The sequence below is a fragment of the Marinobacter azerbaijanicus genome (genome assembly GCF_030250645.1).
GTDB classification, from domain to species: Bacteria; Pseudomonadota; Gammaproteobacteria; order Pseudomonadales; family Oleiphilaceae; genus Marinobacter; species Marinobacter azerbaijanicus.
The window spans coordinates 521598-539387 of the sequence record NZ_JASSVS010000001.1 but is presented as its reverse complement, the minus strand read 5'-3'; the positions used below and the strand labels follow the sequence as shown (position 1 = coordinate 539387).

At 57.3% G+C, this 17790-nt stretch carries 13 protein-coding genes; 10 read left to right on the top strand and 3 right to left on the bottom strand.

Annotated elements, in window-relative coordinates; translation table 11 throughout:
- The first annotated feature begins 47 nt into the window (after positions 1-47).
- From fabF to putP, 7 genes are all read left to right on the top strand, one after another.
- On the top strand, positions 48-1295 hold the full coding sequence (fabF, locus tag QPM17_RS02430) for a beta-ketoacyl-ACP synthase II (protein WP_285388448.1): 1248 nt from the start codon (positions 48-50) through the stop codon (positions 1293-1295).
- Positions 1296-1303: 8 nt separating this feature from the next.
- Positions 1304-2125 carry an aminodeoxychorismate lyase gene (gene pabC, locus QPM17_RS02425; RefSeq protein ID WP_285388447.1) on the top strand — a complete coding sequence of 274 codons (822 nt, stop codon included), beginning with the start codon at positions 1304-1306 and terminating at the stop codon, positions 2123-2125.
- Positions 2126-2130: 5 nt separating this feature from the next.
- On the top strand, positions 2131-3204 hold the full coding sequence (gene mltG, locus QPM17_RS02420; protein ID WP_285388446.1) for an endolytic transglycosylase MltG: 1074 nt from the start codon (positions 2131-2133) through the stop codon (positions 3202-3204).
- The gene (gene tmk, locus QPM17_RS02415) at positions 3201-3833 is read left to right on the top strand and encodes a dTMP kinase (protein WP_285388445.1); all 633 of its coding nucleotides are present in this window, start codon (positions 3201-3203) and stop codon (positions 3831-3833) included. Before mltG ends, tmk begins: the two co-directional genes overlap by 4 nt.
- 67 nt (positions 3834-3900) lie before the next feature.
- Complete coding sequence (locus QPM17_RS02410; RefSeq protein ID WP_285388444.1) at positions 3901-4680, top strand: AraC family transcriptional regulator; 780 nt, start codon at positions 3901-3903, stop codon at positions 4678-4680.
- A 203-nt stretch (positions 4681-4883) separates the two neighbouring features.
- On the top strand, positions 4884-8063 hold the full coding sequence (putA, locus tag QPM17_RS02405; RefSeq protein ID WP_285388443.1) for a bifunctional proline dehydrogenase/L-glutamate gamma-semialdehyde dehydrogenase PutA: 3180 nt from the start codon (positions 4884-4886) through the stop codon (positions 8061-8063).
- A gap of 152 nt (positions 8064-8215) precedes the next feature.
- Positions 8216-9706 (top strand): sodium/proline symporter PutP, encoded by a 1491-nt coding sequence (gene putP / locus QPM17_RS02400; protein WP_422732718.1) that lies wholly within the window; start codon positions 8216-8218, stop codon positions 9704-9706.
- A gap of 280 nt (positions 9707-9986) precedes the next feature.
- Here the strand turns inward: putP and acnB are convergent, their stop codons facing one another.
- Complete coding sequence (acnB, locus tag QPM17_RS02395) at positions 9987-12581, bottom strand: bifunctional aconitate hydratase 2/2-methylisocitrate dehydratase (protein ID WP_285388798.1); 2595 nt, start codon at positions 12579-12581, stop codon at positions 9987-9989.
- A gap of 194 nt (positions 12582-12775) precedes the next feature.
- Here acnB and QPM17_RS02390 point away from each other — a divergent pair, with 194 nt between their 5' ends.
- Positions 12776-13378: a MiaE family protein gene (locus QPM17_RS02390; protein WP_285388441.1), complete on the top strand. Its 603-nt coding sequence runs from the start codon at positions 12776-12778 to the stop codon at positions 13376-13378.
- 3 nt (positions 13379-13381) lie between these two features.
- On the opposite strand, the gene QPM17_RS02385 is transcribed toward QPM17_RS02390, so the two are convergent.
- Complete coding sequence (locus QPM17_RS02385; RefSeq protein ID WP_285388440.1) at positions 13382-14287, bottom strand: LysR family transcriptional regulator; 906 nt, start codon at positions 14285-14287, stop codon at positions 13382-13384.
- Positions 14288-14545: 258 nt separating this feature from the next.
- Here QPM17_RS02385 and QPM17_RS02380 point away from each other — a divergent pair, with 258 nt between their 5' ends.
- Both QPM17_RS02380 and QPM17_RS02375 read left to right on the top strand, forming a co-directional pair.
- On the top strand, positions 14546-15316 hold the full coding sequence (locus QPM17_RS02380; RefSeq protein WP_285388439.1) for a ferredoxin--NADP reductase: 771 nt from the start codon (positions 14546-14548) through the stop codon (positions 15314-15316).
- A gap of 37 nt (positions 15317-15353) precedes the next feature.
- Entirely contained in the window at positions 15354-16454 is a 1101-nt protein-coding gene (locus QPM17_RS02375; protein WP_285388438.1) for a hypothetical protein, read from the top strand.
- Between the two features lie 22 nt (positions 16455-16476).
- Here the strand turns inward: QPM17_RS02375 and QPM17_RS02370 are convergent, their stop codons facing one another.
- Positions 16477-17583, bottom strand: a complete 1107-nt coding sequence (locus tag QPM17_RS02370) for a class I SAM-dependent methyltransferase (protein ID WP_285388437.1) — start codon at positions 17581-17583, stop codon at positions 16477-16479.
- Positions 17584-17790: the final 207 nt, after the last annotated feature.

The following is a 17790-nucleotide window of genomic DNA, read 5'->3' as shown; positions in this document are numbered from 1 at the left end:
GGCTGTTTTTCCAGTTCATTACCAGCAAGGGACTCAGGTGAAGGGGTATGGCTAAACGACGTGTTGTAATAACAGGCATGGGAATGCTTTCGCCGCTCGGGAACGACGTGGATTCTTCCTGGCAGGGGATTTGCGCCGGTCGCAGCGGCATTGCGGAGATCGAGCGCTTTGATACCACCGGATACAACACAAGGATCGGCGGCGGTATCAAGAATCTGGATATTGAACCCTACCTGTCTACCAAAGACGCCAGAAAGCTGGACGCGTTTATTCATTACGGCCTCATTGCGGCGCAGCAGGCGGTGGATGCAAGCGGCCTGGAAGGTTATGAACACCTGGACAAGGAAAGAGTCGGCGTTGCCATTGGCTCAGGTATCGGTGGTCTTGAATACATTGAAAAGAATGTGATCACCATGGAGAAGTCGGGGCCGAGGAAGGTGTCGCCTTTCTTTGTGCCGGCCTCCGTCATCAACATGATCGCTGGCAACGTGGCTATTCGCTTTGGTTACCAGGGACCGAATATCGCCATTGTGACTGCCTGCACCACGGGAACTCACAATATAGGCTATGCAGCCCGGACGATTGCCTATGGGGATGCCGATGTAATGCTGGCTGGGGGGTCGGAAATGGCCACCACTCGCAGCTCCATCGCTGCGTTTTCGGCGGCAAGGGCTCTGTCTACCCGCAACGACGAGCCTGAAAAGGCGAGCCGGCCCTGGGATCGTGGCAGGGATGGTTTTGTGCTCAGCGACGGCGCCGGGGTTGTAGTGCTTGAGGACCTTGAGCATGCGAAGCGCAGGGGCGCGACCATTCATGGTGAAATCACCGGCTTCGGCATGAGTGACGATGCCTTTCACATCACAGCCCCACCGGAAGATGGAGAGGGCGCGGCCCGGTCCATGAGGAATGCAATACGCGATGCCGGGCTTGAGCCCGGGGCTGTGGATTATATCAATGCCCATGGCACCTCCACCCAGGTGGGGGACGTTGCCGAGGTTGCCGCTGTGAAATCGGTGTTTGCAGAGCATGCCTACAAGCTGTCTGTCAGCAGCACCAAATCCATGACAGGACATCTGCTCGGCGCAGCGGGTGCAATTGAAGCCATTTTCTCGGTATTGGCGATTCGCGATGGTGTCCTGCCCCCTACCATCAACCTGGAAGATCCGGACGATGGCTGCGACCTGGACTTTGTACCGGGGAGCAGCCGTAAGGCCGACATCCGCGTTGCCCTGTCAAACTCCTTTGGGTTTGGCGGTACCAATGGCACCCTGATTTTCCAGCGTTATGAGGACTGAGCAGGGCCGTGCTGAACGTTATCCAGGCTGACAGCAACGATGTACCCGCCGCCGATCGCGGATTGGCCTATGGTGACGGCCTGTTTGAAACCATACGCATGCGCGGTCGTCAGGCGGTCTTGCGTTCGCTCCACCTTGACCGCATGGTGGCAGACGCCGGCCGGCTGGCAATACCGGTTCATCGTGATCAACTGGATGCGGAAGTGGAGCGGGCCGGAATCATCCACGGGGATGCTTACGGCGCTTCAGACTGGGTGCTCAAGCTGATCCTTACCCGTGGTAGCGGCGGGCGGGGGTATCGATTGCCCGAGAAGAACTGCCGGCCCAACCTCATCGTGTCTGTCTCGGCCATGCCACCATTTCCTGACAGTCGCGGTGTTGTGGCTGACTTCTCGCAGTTCCCGCTGACGGTAAATCCGCAACTGGCCGGTATAAAAACGCTTAACCGGCTCGAACAGGTGATGGCAAGCCGTGATTTTACCGGTAGGGAGTTCGAGTTGATCATGCGCGATGCCTCGGGAAACCTGGTTGAGGGCACACGGACAAACCTGTTTGTCAGGCACGGGAATGTATGGACCACGCCGCCGGTCAGCAGTCTGGCCGTGGCGGGGGTAATGCGGAAGTATGTAATTGATTGTCTTCGTGAAACAGGGAGCGAAGTCCGCGAGGAAGCGGTGCCTCCGTCAGTGGTTTCCCGGTCTGGTTTTCGGGGGCTGTATCTGGTCAACAGTGTTGTGGGCATTGTGTGTGTTCGCAGATTGGCCGGTGTCGAGTTGCCAGTGGATGGCGGGCTTGAGACAATCTGCGACCCTCTGAAAACTTTGGAATAAATCGCTTGGTCAAGAAGTTATTAATCAGTCTGTTTTGCATCCTCGTTCTGGCTGTTGCGGGGAGTAGTCTCTGGGTATGGCAGGGGCTGAAGACCCTTGAGCAACCGGTGGCACTGGATGAGCCGGTTCTGTTCACTGTCCCTTCCGGAAGCGGTTACGGGCAGGTTGCCCGCAAGCTGGAGGCCGATGGTCTCGTGGCGGACAGCCTGTGGCTGAGGGTTCATGGCAGGCTCTTTCCGGAGCAGACACGCCTGAAGGCCGGGGAGTACGAATTTACCTCCGGGATGAGTACCCTGGATATGATCGCCGTGATGGTGGCCGGAGCCACCAAGCACTGGCAGATCCAGTTCATAGAAGGCTGGACCTTCCAGGATATGCGCCGGGCGCTGGCCAACAGCGAGCGCATTGAACAGATAACCACCGACTGGAGTGATGAACAGATCATGAAAGCGATGGGCGCTGAAGGCGAGCACCCAGAAGGACGCTTTTTCCCGGATACCTATCTGTTCACCAGCAGCGAAACCGATCTGGATCTGTTACGCCGCGCCTTTGAGAAGATGGAAGAGGTGTTGGCGGCGGAATGGCAATCCAGGGCTGATGATCTGCCCTATGATTCGCCCTATGAAGCTCTGATCATGGCCTCTATCGTTGAGCGGGAAACCGGCGCTGCCCACGAACGGGAAGAGGTGGCCGGTGTTTTTGTCCGCCGCCTGGAGAAGGGGATGAGGCTGCAGACAGATCCCACGGTAATCTATGGCATGGGGGAGAAGTATAAAGGGCGAATCACCCGCAGCGACCTGCAAACCCCCACGGACTACAACACCTACCGGATTGACGGCTTGCCGCCGACACCCATAGCGCTGCCCGGGAGGGAGGCCATTCATGCAGCCCTGAATCCTGCCGACGGTGATGCACTGTATTTTGTCGCACGGGGTGATGGCACCCACAAGTTTTCCCGAACCCTGCAGGAGCATCAGAAAGCGGTGCGGGAATTCCAGCTCAACCGGCGCTCTGACTACCGCTCCTCCCCGGCGCCAGTTCCCGATTCTGACCCTGAGACCGGGGAAGACGAGCAATGACCAGTCACGGGCAGTTTATTACCTTTGAAGGTACAGAAGGGGTTGGCAAGTCCACACAGCTCGAGAATGCGGCGGATACCCTGAAATCACTGGGCGTTGACGTCGTTGTCACCCGGGAACCCGGCGGTACTCCAATGGCGGAGTCCATTCGCGAGCTGTTGCTGGCACCCCGGGACGAGCCGGTCAATGACATGACAGAACTGCTGCTGATGTTCGCCGCCCGCGCGCAGCACCTCCAGACCCTGATCCTTCCGGAACTGGAAGCGGGACGCTGGGTACTGTGCGACCGCTTTACCGACGCCACCTTCGCCTATCAGGGGGGAGGGCGTGGTGTGCCCGTTGAGCATATAGCCCAGCTGGAAAACCTGGTGCAGGGGGCGTTTCGGCCGGATCATATTGTTTTGCTGGATGCGCCGGTCGAAACCGGCATGACCCGTGCCCGTCACAGAGGCGAGCTGGACCGGTTCGAACGGGAAGCCGTGGACTTCTTTGAGCGCATACGCCAGGCTTACCTGGACCGCGCTGCCACAGACCCTGATCGATACCACATTGTGGATGCCGCACAGCCTCTGGAAGTGGTAAGCAGGGACGTTACCAGCCTGATCCGTGGGTTGGTAACTAGGCCTTGATCGTGCATGTTGCGCGATGTTCTGCTTTAATTGAGTAATATTCTCAATCAACTTCCGGACCGCGGGCATGTTGAACGCACGTTTGCTCAAGCTTCCAACGGCTTCTCATCACCACCGTCACGAACACCACCAGATCGTTGTGGGCGTTCGCGGAGAGGCTGATCTCAGCGTGGACGGAACCGGCTCCCATCTCGATACCTGGCGCGCCTGTCTGGTGCCCACTGAAGCCAGGCATGATTACTGTGGTGACCTTCAGAACCATGTTCTGGTGATCAACCTGGATCCCTATCTACCGGCCTTCAACAGCCCTGCTCATAGTGAATACGAGACACTTGCCCCGTTATTCGAGAAGCCTCGTACGCTGGTGCTGGACAGCAAGTTGCAGGGTTTGGTGCAGTTTGTGGCCGGAGAGTTTGACCGTTCGCCGGACAATGAGGGCATGAAGCGCCATATGGGCGCCAGTATCCTGCACTGTATGGCGGAGCGATTGAACGATGGGCGGGATGTGCGCCCGAATCGCCACGCCATAAGCCCGGATACCATCCGGCGCTACATCATGGAAAACATTCAGCGCAAGATCACCGTCAACGATCTTGCCGGCGTGGCCTGCCTCAGCGTCAGCCGTTTTCACGAAATGTTCCGCGAGGTGGTCGGCGTTACGCCGCACCAGTTCCTGCTGCAGACCCGCCTTGAGCAGGCAGTGCAGTTACTGACAATGACGCCGCTGTCGGTATCGGAAGTGAGTTACCGGACCGGATTTTCCTCTCAGAGTGCCCTGACCAACGCCCTCAGAAAACACAAAGGCACAACACCCTCCAGGTTACGAATTGATGGCAAAGTCGCCTGATTTGCTAAAAAAAGCCCATTTCAGGATGAATTTACAAAAAAATCGTAGGATTTTGTAAGCTTGTGATCCGTAGTAATACTAACTTATGGAGGTAGCTGGTCATCGTCAGGGCGCTGGATGGATCTGTGCGTGTTGTCTGACCCAAACAGAATGACGAATTCGGGTATACGGCGCATTGCCGGTGCCATCGACGGGGCGCTAACATGTTCAATGCAAGCAAGGTATTGGAGCCTGCATTCCAGGAGCAGCCAAGATCCTTCTTCTGGCAGGGAGTTGTCGCCAACTACGCCGTCGATGAAACACGCTACCTCAATGAACTGATCCCTCTTGCCCAGAGCGATGCCGCAGAACATCGCGCCGTTACCGAGGCTGCTACCGGCCTGATCAAAAAGGTCAGGGAGCAGGACAGCTCTGTCCACATGATCGATGCGCTGCTTCAGGAATACAGTCTCGATACACAGGAAGGTATCCTGTTGATGTGCCTGGCCGAAGCGCTGATGCGCATTCCCGACAAGTTCACCGCCGATGCCCTGATCCAGGACAAACTGTCCGATGCTGACTGGAAAAAGCACGTTGGCCGCAGTGAATCAACACTTGTCAATGCCTCCACATGGGGGCTTCTGCTGACCGGGCGAGTGGTCAGGATGGACAAGCGGCTGGACGGCTCACCGTCCAGCATCTGGCGCCGTCTGGTAAAACGAAGCGGCGAGCCCGTCATTCGAAGTGCCATGTACCAGGCCATGGCCATCATGGGCAAGCAGTTCGTTCTTGGCCGTGATATCGACGAAGCCCTCAGGAATGCCCGTGAATACCGGGACATGGGGTACACCTATTCGTTCGACATGCTTGGCGAAGCGGCTATGACCCGTGATGATGCTGCTCGCTACCTGAAGGACTATCTGGATGCCATTGAATCGGTTGGAAGCGATAGCTATTCCGGTGGCGAGACCCTGGCCCCCTCCATTTCAATCAAACTCTCTGCGCTCCATCCCAGATACGAGGCATCTCAGGAAGCGCGTGTTCTGGACGAACTGTACTGCACGTTGATTGATCTCCTGACTGTTGCGCGGCAACGAAACGTAGCCATTACCATTGATGCTGAGGAAATGGACCGCCTGGAGTTATCCCTGAAGCTGTTCGAAAAGGTGTTCGCAGCGCCGGCTGTGAGAGGGTGGGGTGGATTCGGGCTGGTCATTCAAGCTTACTCCAAACGGGCGCTTCCGGTGTTGTGCTGGCTTACCAAGCTGGCGAAAGAGCAGGGTGATGAGATCCCCGTCAGGCTGGTGAAGGGCGCCTATTGGGATACGGAAATCAAGATCTGCCAGCAACTGGGGTTGGAAAGCTATCCTGTGTTCACCCGCAAGGAAGCGACCGATACATCGTATCTGGCGTGCCTTCGATTCCTGCTCAGCGACTATACAGAAGGGGCGTTGTACCCCCAGCTGGCCAGTCATAATGCCCACACAGTCGCTTCAGTCCTGGCCATGGCGAAGAACAAGCGCCGCAGGATTGAGTTCCAGCGTCTCCATGGCATGGGCGATGCGCTGTACAACGGTATTCTTGAAGAGAACGACATTCCGGTGCGTATTTATGCGCCGGTTGGCGCCCACAAGGATCTGTTGCCGTACCTGGTCCGTCGTCTGCTGGAGAACGGGGCTAACTCCTCGTTCGTGCACCGGCTGGTGGACGCCGCCACCCCCATCGAGGACCTGGTGCAGAACCCGGTTCACGAACTCCAGAAATACGACTCCCTTCCCAATGACCGGATTCCGGCACCAACCCATCTGTATGGGGATGAGCGCCGTAATTCCAGGGGCATGAATATTCACGTTGCTGCCGATCTCGACCCGTTACTGAATCATCTCTCCCAGTGGTCAGCGACCAGTTGGGAGGCTGCGCCGGTAATCGGTGGGGAAAAAAGGCGTGAAGGGAACCCCGGGGAAATCACGGCTCCCTACGACATGACCCGACCCGTAGGGCAGGTTTACTGGAGCAGTGAAGCCCAGGCTGCTGAAGCCCTCAGTGTTGCTGCCGCCGGCTTCCCCGCCTGGCGGGATCGCCCGGTGGAGGACCGCGCCCGGTGCCTGGAAAGGTATGCGGACCTGATGGAATCCCACATGGAAGAGCTCATGGCGATCTGTTGCCGGGAAGCGGGAAAGACCATGCAGGACGGTATTGATGAGGTTCGCGAAGCCGTTGATTTCTGTCGCTACTACGCCATTCAGGGAAGGGCCCGCTTTGGCGATGCCATGGCACTGCCGGGGCCGACCGGCGAAAGTAACGAGCTCTATATGGAAGGGCGCGGTGTGTTTCTATGCATCAGTCCCTGGAATTTTCCGCTGGCCATCTTTACTGGCCAGATCATGGCAGCTCTGGTTGCAGGTAATGCAGTCATTGCCAAGCCGGCGGAACAGACAAGCCTGGTGGCAGGCCGTGCCTTTGAGCTGATGCTCGAGGCCGGCTTCCCGCCAGATGTGATTCAGCTTTTACCCGGTGATGGCGCAACAATCGGCGGCAAACTGACCCCGGACCCCAGAATTGCCGGCGTGGCCTTCACCGGTTCTACAGAGGTGGCGCATATCCTCAATCGCACACTGGCTCAGCGGGAGGGCGCCATTGTGCCCCTGATTGCAGAGACAGGGGGGCAGAACGCCATGATTGTGGACAGCAGTGCGTTACCGGAACAGGTGGTCAGGGATGTTATCCAGTCTGCCTTTGTCAGTGCCGGGCAGCGCTGCTCGGCGTTGCGTGTGCTCTATATCCAGAAAGATGTGGCCGGACGCATGGAAGAACTGCTGGCAGGCGCCATGCAGGAGTTATCCATCGGTAATCCGGAGTTACACAGCACTGATGTCGGCCCGGTAATTGATGGCGAGGCGCTGTCCGGGTTGCAGTCGCACCTGGAGGAGCTGGACAGGGGCTCGCGCCTTATTGCCAGGGTACCGCTATCGGAAGCGTGTCAGTCAGGCTACTTCGTCCCACCATCGGCCTACGGCATTTCCGGCATAAATGAGCTTAAAAACGAGCATTTCGGGCCCATTCTTCATGTTGTCCACTACACTGCAGAGAAGCTGGATGAGGTGATTGATGAGATTAACGCCACGGGGTATGGGCTAACCCTGGGCATTCACAGCCGGAGTGAGTCCACGGCAGCCTATATTGAGAGGCGGGTAAAAGTGGGCAATACCTACGTAAATCGTAACCAGATTGGGGCTGTGGTCGGTGTGCAGCCATTCGGTGGCCGTGGCCTTTCCGGTACTGGACCCAAGGCCGGTGGTCCTCATTACCTGCTTCGGTTTGCCACCGAGAGAACCCGCACCATTAACACAACAGCGGTGGGTGGAAACGCATCGCTGTTGTCACTTGGTATTGAAAAGGTTTAGGAAAAACATAAGCGGCATGGAAGCCGTGATGAGCCGGGGTGTTTACACCCATTAAGGGGCTTCCTTACCTCATCCAGCGCAACGGATGAGGTAAAGGAGTCTGAAGTCAACAATAATGAACCCAGATAGCGCACGGGGAGAAAACCAAAATGATAGGAAATAGCGTAGGGGTGACCATAACCTTTATCTTATACATCTTTTTGATGTTGGGAGTAGGTTATGTCGCCTGGAAACGAACCACGAATCTTTCAGACTATATTCTCGGTGGCCGCAGTCTGGGGCCACTGCCATCTGCACTGAGTGCTGGTGCTTCCGACATGAGCGGCTGGCTGCTGCTGGGTCTGCCTGGCTATGCCTACGCAGCCGGTTACGAAGCCATCTGGATTGCCGTTGGTCTGCTGGCGGGCACCTGGCTGAACTGGCTGTTTGTTGCCCGTCGCCTGCGGACCTACTCCCTGGCCGCTGGTGACTCGCTGACGCTGCCTTCCTACTTCGAGAATCGATTCAACGACACCAGTCGTATCCTGCGGGTGGTATGTGCGTTCTTCATCCTGCTGTTCTTCCTGTTCTACACCAGTTCCGGTCTGGTTGCAGGGGGCAAGCTGTTTGAAACCGTATTCGGCATTGACTACACCACGGCCGTTGTTATCGGCACGCTCGCGGTGGTGTCCTACACCTTCTTCGGTGGTTTCCTCGCGGTATCCTGGACGGACGTCATTCAGGGCCTGCTAATGTTTGCAGCATTGCTGCTGGTACCAATCATGGCCATGAACGCAGCGGGTGGCTGGGGCGAAACCCAGGCTGCCATGGAGGCAAAGAACCCCGAGTTCCTCAACGCCTTTACCGGCACGGACGGCGAAGCGCTTGGAATACTGTCGATCGTATCGTTGCTTGCCTGGGGTCTGGGTTATTTTGGCCAGCCTCACATCCTGGCGCGTTTCAAGGCCATTCGTTCCGAAGATGACGTGCCGGCGGCCCGCCGCATTGCCGTAATCTGGAGTGGTCTGGGTCTGCTTGGTGCACTGCTGGTCGGCTTCTCTGCCATTGGCTACTTCGACACGCCGCTGGATGACGGTGAGCGTGCATTCATGCTGCTGGTTGATGCCATGTTCCATCCGGTGATCGCCGGTATCCTGCTGGCCGCCATCCTGGCCGCAATCATGAGTACGGCTGACTCCCAGTTGCTGGTGTCTTCATCCGCACTGGCCGAGGACTTCTACAAGGCGCTCTTCCGCAAGGAAGCGTCCCAGACCGAACTGGTATGGGTTGGCCGCTTTGCTGTTGTCGGCATCGCTATCCTTGCGTTGTTGCTGGGTCTCGACCCTGACAGCAAGGTGCTGGATCTGGTGTCCTACGCCTGGGCAGGCTTCGGCGCAGCCTTCGGTCCGGCACTGATCCTGTCGCTGTTCTGGAACAAGATGAACCGCGCGGGCGCCATCGCCGGTATCGTTGTTGGTGGTGTGACGGTTGTTGTCTGGGGCAATCTCTCCGGTGGTCTGTTTGACCTCTACGAGATCGTACCCGGCTTCATCTTCGCTACCATTGCGGTAATCGTTGTGTCCAAGCTCTCTGGTGAGCCTCACCAGACCATCCTGGACCAGTTCCAGCGTGCCATGGGTCGCGGAGCACGTGATCTGCCGTAAACAGTCTCTGGACTGTTGAAAAGGGGCTCCTGCGGGGGCCCCTTTTTTTTGGAGTCTGGGGCCGCCGCGGGATATATCCAGTCAGTCAGATCGGGCACGGTGTGGGGTACCTTTTCTGTCGGGAAAAAGGTGTCTGAGCGCAGCGAGTTCTTTTTCCCGACAGAAAAGGTACCCCGCGACGGGCCCAGCCACAAAACTGGCAGGCTCCTAAGCCAGCAACGAACCAAAAAAAACGCCAGCCCGAAGGCTGGCGTTTTCATGGAGCTAAACCTTTAAGGTCTTAAGCAACGGTCGCTTCAGACGCCTTGTTGGTGTAGTTCTCCATCTGGTCAAAGTTGAGATACTTGTAGATCTCTGCAGACATGCTGTTCAGGTCCTTGGCGTACTCCATGTACTCTGCCGTTGTCGGCAGCTTGCCCAGTACCGCGCCTACAGCCGCCAGTTCCGCAGAGGTCAGGTACACGTTGGCACCATCGCCCAGGCGGTTGGGGAAGTTACGGGTGGAGGTGGACAGAACCGTGCTCTTCGCTGCCACACGTGCCTGGTTACCCATGCACAGGGAGCAGCCCGGCATCTCGGTGCGTACACCGGCGGTGCCGTAGATGTTGAAGTAACCTTCTTCCATCAACTGGGCCTGGTCCATCTTGGTGGGAGGAGACATCCACAGACGGGTCTTCAGGGGTTCCTTGTTCTGTGCCAGCAGTTTACCCGCGGCACGGAAGTGACCGATGTTAGTCATGCAGGAGCCGATGAATACTTCGTCTACCTTGTCGCCAGCCACTTCGGACAGGGTGCGGGCATCGTCCGGATCGTTCGGGCAGCACACGATGGGCTCTTTGATGTCGGCCAGGTCGATTTCAACCACGTGGGAGTACTCGGCGTCCTTGTCAGCTCGCATCAGCTTCGGATCGGCGATCCACTCTTCCATCTGCTGGGCGCGACGCTCCAGAGTGCGTGGGTCGCCATAACCTTCGGCGATCATCCAGCGCAGCATGGTGATGTTGGAGCGCAGGTACTCGGCTACAGACTCTTCAGACAGGTTGATGGTACAACCGGCAGCGGAACGCTCGGCGGAGGCGTCGGACAGTTCGAACGCCTGCTCAACTGTCAGGTGTTCAAGGCCTTCGATTTCCAGGATGCGACCGGAGAACTCGTTGATCTTGCCTTTCTTCTCAACGGTCAGCAGACCCTGTTTGATGCCATACAGCGGAATCGCGTGTACCAGATCGCGCAGTGTGATGCCTGGCTGCATTTCGCCTTTGAAGCGAACCAGAACGGATTCCGGCATATCCAGGGGCATAACGCCGGTGGCGGCGGCAAACGCCACCAGGCCGGAACCGGCCGGGAAGGAAATGCCCATGGGGAAACGGGTGTGGGAGTCACCACCAGTACCTACGGTGTCAGGCAGCAGCATGCGGTTCAGCCAGGAGTGGATGATGCCGTCGCCCGGACGCAGGGAGACACCGCCACGGGTGCGGATGAAGTCCGGCATGGTGTGCTGCATTTCCACGTCAACCGGCTTGGGGTAAGCAGCGGTGTGGCAGAAGGACTGCATCACCAGGTCGGCCTGGAAGCCCAGGCACGCCAGGTCTTTCAGCTCGTCACGAGTCATCGGGCCAGTAGTATCCTGGGAACCCACGGTGGTCATGTGCGGCTCGCAGTAGGTGCCAGGACGAACGCCTTTGCCTTCTTCCAGGCCGCAGGCCTTGCCGACCATCTTCTGGCCCAGGGTGAAGCCCTTGGTGCCTTCTTCCGGGTCATTCGGAAGACGGAAGACATCAGTGGCGCCCATGCCCAGTGCGGTACGGGCCTTGTTGGTCAGGCCACGTCCGATAATCAGCGGGATACGACCGCCGGCCTGGACTTCGTCCAGGATCACATCGGACTTGAAGTTGAACTCGGAGATGGTCTCCCCGGCTTCGTTCAGGATCTTGCCTTCGTAGGGGCGGATTTCGATCACATCGCCCATGTTCATGTCGTCGACCGGAGCTTCGAATACCAGGGCGCCGGCATCTTCCATGGTGTTGAAGAAGATCGGGGCAACTTTGTTGCCGATACACACACCACCGGCGCGCTTGTTGGGTACGCCGGGGATGTCGTCACCGAAGAACCACAGCACGGAGTTGGTGGCAGACTTACGGGAGGAACCGGTACCCACAACATCGCCGACGAAGGCAACAGGCAGGCCTTTCGACTTGATTTCGTCGATCTGGCTCATCGGGCCGGTGACGCCGGGTTCGTCCGGCTTCAGGCCGTCACGCTCCATTTTGTAGGCAGCGCGGGCATGCAGCGGGATATCCGGACGGGACCAGGCATCCGGCGCAGGGGACAGGTCATCAGTGTTAGTTTCGCCGGTAACCTTGAACACCACCATCTTGGTGCTCTCGGGAACCTTCTTCTTGTTGGTGAACCACTCGGCATTGGCCCAGGATTCAACCACAGACTTGGCGATAGCGTTTCCGGCGTCCATTTTTTCTTTGACGTCGTTGAACGCGTCGAACATCAGCAGCGTGTGTTTGAGCTCTTCGCCAGCCATCTCGGCCAGTTCGCTGTCGTCCAGAAGGTCAACCAGAGTGGCGATGTTGTAGCCACCCTGCATCATGCCCAGCAGCTGGACAGCCTTCTTTTTGTCAATCAGCGGAGATGTGGCTTCACCTTTTACAATGGCAGAAAGGAAAGCTGCTTTTACGTAGGCCGCTTCGTCAACGCCTGGCGGGATACGGTTTTCAAGTAGGTAAACCAGCGTTTCTTCTTCACCTGCAGGGGGATTCTTCAGGAGCTCGACCAGCGCGGCGGTCTGTTCAGCGTTCAGAGGCTTGGGGGGAATACCCAGAGCTTCGCGTTCTGCAACGTGTTCACGATAGGCTTCTAACACGATATGGACCCTCATCAGTTGGAATGTTCCGCGCCCTGGGCGTCGTTGCCCGGCGGGAGTTTTATGGCGAAAAGGCGTTAAGTTGGCGCTGCATTCTATAGGAAACCCCTTACAAAGTTAAGTTGGACAGAGGTCGGAGGCATCTGTTAGGTCGTGTATACTGCGTGGCCCAATTAGCCGACCCGCTGTGAACCATGACCGACCCGTTGAGCGCCATTCACGAATTCCTCCCTTGCAGAACCCCCCAGCGCTGGATTGAAAATGCCCTTGCCAATCAGGACCTGCTGCTGATCGACCACGCCCATTGTGAGAAAAAGGCTGCCTCCACGGCACTGAGCCTTATGTATCGCTATGTGGACAACACCGATCTACTCAACAGGATGTCCCGTCTGGCCCGGGAAGAACTGCGTCATTTTGAGCAGGTGCTGGCCATAATGAGCAAGCGTGGAGTGCGCTACGATCATCTGACCCCGGCGCGTTATGCCGCAGGCCTGCGCAAAGAGGTGAGGGCGGAAGATCCCGGTCGACTTGTGGATGTTCTGATCGTCGGGGCCATTATTGAGGCTCGTTCCTGTGAGCGCTTCGCCGCCCTGGCGCCGCACCTGGACGACGAGCTGGCCAGTTTTTACAACGGGTTGCTGAAATCCGAGGCCCGTCATTACCGGGATTACCTCGCCCTGGCTGAGCAGGCCGCAGCCGGCCCGGTGACTGATCGTGTTACCACTTTCCTCGCACTGGAAAAGCAGCTGATCGAGTCACCGGATACTGAATTCCGGTTTCACAGCGGGCCGGTCTGATGGTTACGGACCTGCCAGTGGCGGGTCCTGAAGCTGTTCACAGAGCTCTATCCAGCGATCGATACCCGCGCTACGGTACTTCTGCTTGTGCAGGATGAAGTAAAAGGTCCGGTCGAACTGTCTTTCCTCAGGAACCTCCAGCGGCACCAGGCTACCTCTTCGAAACGCATCTGCGAGGCACACCCGTGACAGGCAGCCAATACCGAGGTTGGCTTCCACAGCGCGTTTGATGGCTTCGGTATGCTCCAGTTCAAGCAGAATGTCCAGATCCGGTAGCAGGCCATGCATGCCCCTTTCAAAGGTCTGGCGGGTTCCCGAGCCTTGCTCCCGCATTACCCAGGTCGCGGATCGCAGGTCGGAGTCCGAAAGCCTCCCCTTGTTGGCATAGGGGTGGTCCGGAGAGCAGAAAACCACCAGTTCATCGCCCCGCCAGGGGATGACTTCCAGTTCCGACGACTGTAATTCACCCTCGATCAGCCCGATATCCAGCTCAAAGTCACTGACCCGTTTGGCAATGGTGCGCGTGTTCGCCACTTCAAGGGACACCTTGGGGTGAGTGGGCGTTTTCATATACTGGGCCATAACGCCTACGGCCAGATAGTTGCCGATCGTGAGGGTGGCGCCAACCTTCAGGGCTCCGACTTCGGTATGCTTGCTGAAGGCCTGCTCCAGCTCACCAGCCCGGGCGAGCAGGGCTTCCACTTTCGGGCGGTACAGGCGGCCCAGCTCGTTGAGCTGTAACCGTTTGCCGACGCGGTCAAAAAGCTGGATATTGAACTGGTTCTCCAGTTCTTTAAGGGCGCTGCTGGCGGCGGACTGGGACATGGCCAGGGAATCCGCAGCCCGGGTGATGTTCTGGAAGTGAGCTGCTGCGAGGAATACCTCAAGCTGTCGGAAGCTGTACCTCATAATCGATCGACTCGAATGGATTTATTAATATGTTCGATTAAGTCGGTACGTTAGCCTCCTGCTGGTGTTTATTCAATGCCGGCCCTCGTTTCGGTCAGGGGACGACCCGTACTTGCTGGGAAAAGTTATAATCGAATTTCTCGAATAAGGTTATGAGAATATCCCATTTTACCGATAGGTTGTGCCGCGTTAGAATTGAATTAGTCTAGAATTGAAATATTCGCCGTAAAACGCGTAACGAACCGGCAAGAGGTGTACATGAGTAACCTGAATAAAGAGCGTGTAACAAGTGTTCGTCACTGGAACGACACCCTCTTCAGCTTCACCACCACCCGTGATCCCGGATTCCGGTTCAAGAATGGCCATTTCACCATGATTGGCCTGGAAACCGACGGTAAGCCGCTGATGCGCGCCTACAGCATTGCCAGTGCCAACTACGAAGAGGAACTGGAGTTCTTCTCCATCAAGGTACAGGACGGTCCCCTGACGTCGCGCCTGCAGAAAATCCAGGTTGGCGACGAGATCATGGTGAGCCGCAAGCCTACCGGTACCCTGATTATGGACAACCTTCTGCCAGGGAAAAATCTCTGGCTGATCAGCACCGGCACCGGTCTTGCGCCCTTCATCAGCATCATCAAGGATCCAGAGGTGTACGAGGCATTTGACAAGGTCATCGTAACCCACGGGGTGCGCTACAAGTCAGAACTGGCGTATCAGGAAGAGATTGAGGAACTGCCGAATAACGAGTTTTTCGGTGAAATGGTCGAGGGCAAGCTCCTCTACTATCCAACGGTTACGCGTGAAGAGTTCCGCAATACCGGGCGTCTGACGGACGCCATGGAGAACGGTAAGCTCACCAGCGATCTGGGCCTGCCGGAATTTGACCTTGAGAACGATCGTTTCATGGTCTGCGGCAGCCCGAGCATGCTCAAAGATACCTGTTCCATTCTCAACAATATGGGCTTCAAGGAAGCACGCCATGGTAACCTCGGGCATTATGTGATCGAAAGGGCGTTTGTGGAGCAGTAAATCAAAGGCTCCATCAGCACCAGCCAGAGGTGGGTGTTTGAAAAAAGCGATGGTGATTCTGGGGGTGGCGCTACTGGTTGCTGCCCTTGTCAGTCATGCTTCCCGGCCTGTGCCCGTTGAGCAGAGGCTCATCTCGATCCAGGCCCGGGAAGCTTTGCCCGGTTTTGACAACATCAAGCACGAACCGATCGAGGTCCAGGCCGCAATCCTGGACCTCGGCGATGATCCCCTGACACTGCTCAAGGCCAGGGCCGCTCTGCTGGCCTATCCTGAAATGGCCCGAACCATTCTCCCGCTCTATGCCGCCGAGCCAGAATTTCGTGACGTTTTACGTACCTACGGTGAGCATGTACTGCTGCCGATTCACTACTTCATCCGTAACCCCGTCAGCTCGATCGAATGGATGAACAAAGCGGCCCGCCAGTACGAGCGGGCCAGGGGATACATTGCTGAGTTGAGAGGCAAGGAGCCCGGTCAACCGGAAAGTGCCGAGCCGCTCTCCCCGGAGGAGCGCGGCTGGTATGCGGTGAACTTCATACGTAACGAGGGACACGATTTTCTGGGACAGTTTGTGGTGGATGCCAGTGGTCAGACCCAGTGGGTTCAGACCGAACGGGTGACCGAAGGTATTGCACAGTTCTTTACCAGTGGTGTGCGGCAACTGGAAGCGGATTACCGCACTGGTGACGACATTTCCGCCAGTGATATCGGCTGGGCCTCGGTGGATGTGCTGGTATTTGCCAGCGCCGTCAAGGTTCTTCGTGCCGGTCGCACAGCGGCAAAGGCCACTCAGGGTGCCAGGCTTTCAACCCGGTCGGCGGCTCTGGCGGCCCGTATTACCGGCAGTGGACGACTTATTCTCAGCAGTGCCCGATACGCGAAATGGCCGGTTATTCTCGGGGCAGGGTACCTGGTAGTTACCCACCCCAGCCTGATCAATGATTTCTTTGCCGGTGTGGCGGATGTGCTTGGCGTTTCTCCGCTGATCATGCAGATCGCTGGCTGGTTAGTCATTCTTGTTCCGGCCCTGTACATCCTCAGCTGGTTGTTATGGCCCACAATTGCCCTGCTCCAGGGACTTCTTGCGGCTTTGTACCGGCTTTCAGGCAGAAAACCCGGATATCCGGGCCTGCAGTGATAGCCGTTCGCCCCCGAACGGTTCAGGGGCGGCATACATACCAGTAATTCTGGAAATCGTGGTCAAGCTCATGAACATCAATATTCCGGAAGCCCGCCGCCTTGAAATACTCAACGGCTTTTTCCCGCCCCCACATGGCGCCCAGGCCCTCACCGTCCTGAGCCAGGGAAACGGTCATGCAATGCATGCAGGATATGGTGTAGAGAAGGGGGCCTATAGGATGGTCTCTGTCACTGTGATGGTGGCTTGATCCCTTGATGTCCTGGGCCAGATAGACACCCTCGTCCGCAAGCGATTTCCGGATACCCCTGAGTACCGTGAGGGGATCTTTCTGATCGTGCACGGCATCGAAGGTGGTGATTAGCTCGTAGGCGCCGGGATTGCCATTGCGTTCCAGGTTACCGGCGTCAAACACCTTGAACGTTACGTTGTCGTTGCTGATTGCCCTGGCTTCCTGCGCGGCATACCTGATGGCGTCCTCGGATATGTCGTATCCGGTAAACCGGCTCCGGGGGAACAATCTGGCCAGCCTGTTCAGGGCCCGCCCCCTGCCACACCCAACGTCAAGGACATCAATGCCCTGTTCCAGACGCTCGGTAAGCCCCGGCACGAGCGGCAGAATGTGGGTTTCCAGGGCAGGAACGACGGACTGTCCGCTGTCTTCGGCCATGACATCGTGAAAACGATCAAAGCGTTCGTATGGGACCCCACCGCCGTGTCGAAAGCAGTGAACAATGTCATCCTCCACGGAGCCCAGCAGCGGGATATACTGGGCGAACACCGCTATATTGTCTGTCGGTGACTTCCGGCAGAGACTGGCGGCATGCTCAGGTGGAAGGTAGTAGTCCTCCGTCACAGGGTCATGATCAACAATCCCACCGACTGTCATTGCGCCCAGCCATTCCCTGACATAGCGCTCATCAAGGCCTGCCTTTTCGGCAATGCCGGCACTGGTGGCCGGAGGCATGTCTGCCATGGCGTCGAGCAGTCCGGTACGGTGGCCGACTGAGAGCATCAGTGCCAGTGCCCCGGAGTTGAGCACCTCCACCATGCGTTCACTGAATGTCTCTGCCAGCGCCGGGTCTGCTTCATGGTCCGCGCATGCGATGGTCTCAGCGTTGCGTGTCATGATGCTATCCTCCCTATAGGTGACAACCGGTCGTTTCCAGTTGCAACCAGTATGTGTCTGGAAGCAAACGGCAACCAGAGAGCGCATGGTGTGGTTTTTTTGAGGGGAAATTTGTCTCTTTAAAACAAGGGTGTAGAAGGTGTTCGGTGCTGCCCTGGGCACTGGTGATCGAAGCTCCCGCAGGTTAAACCATACTCAGGGTATGGT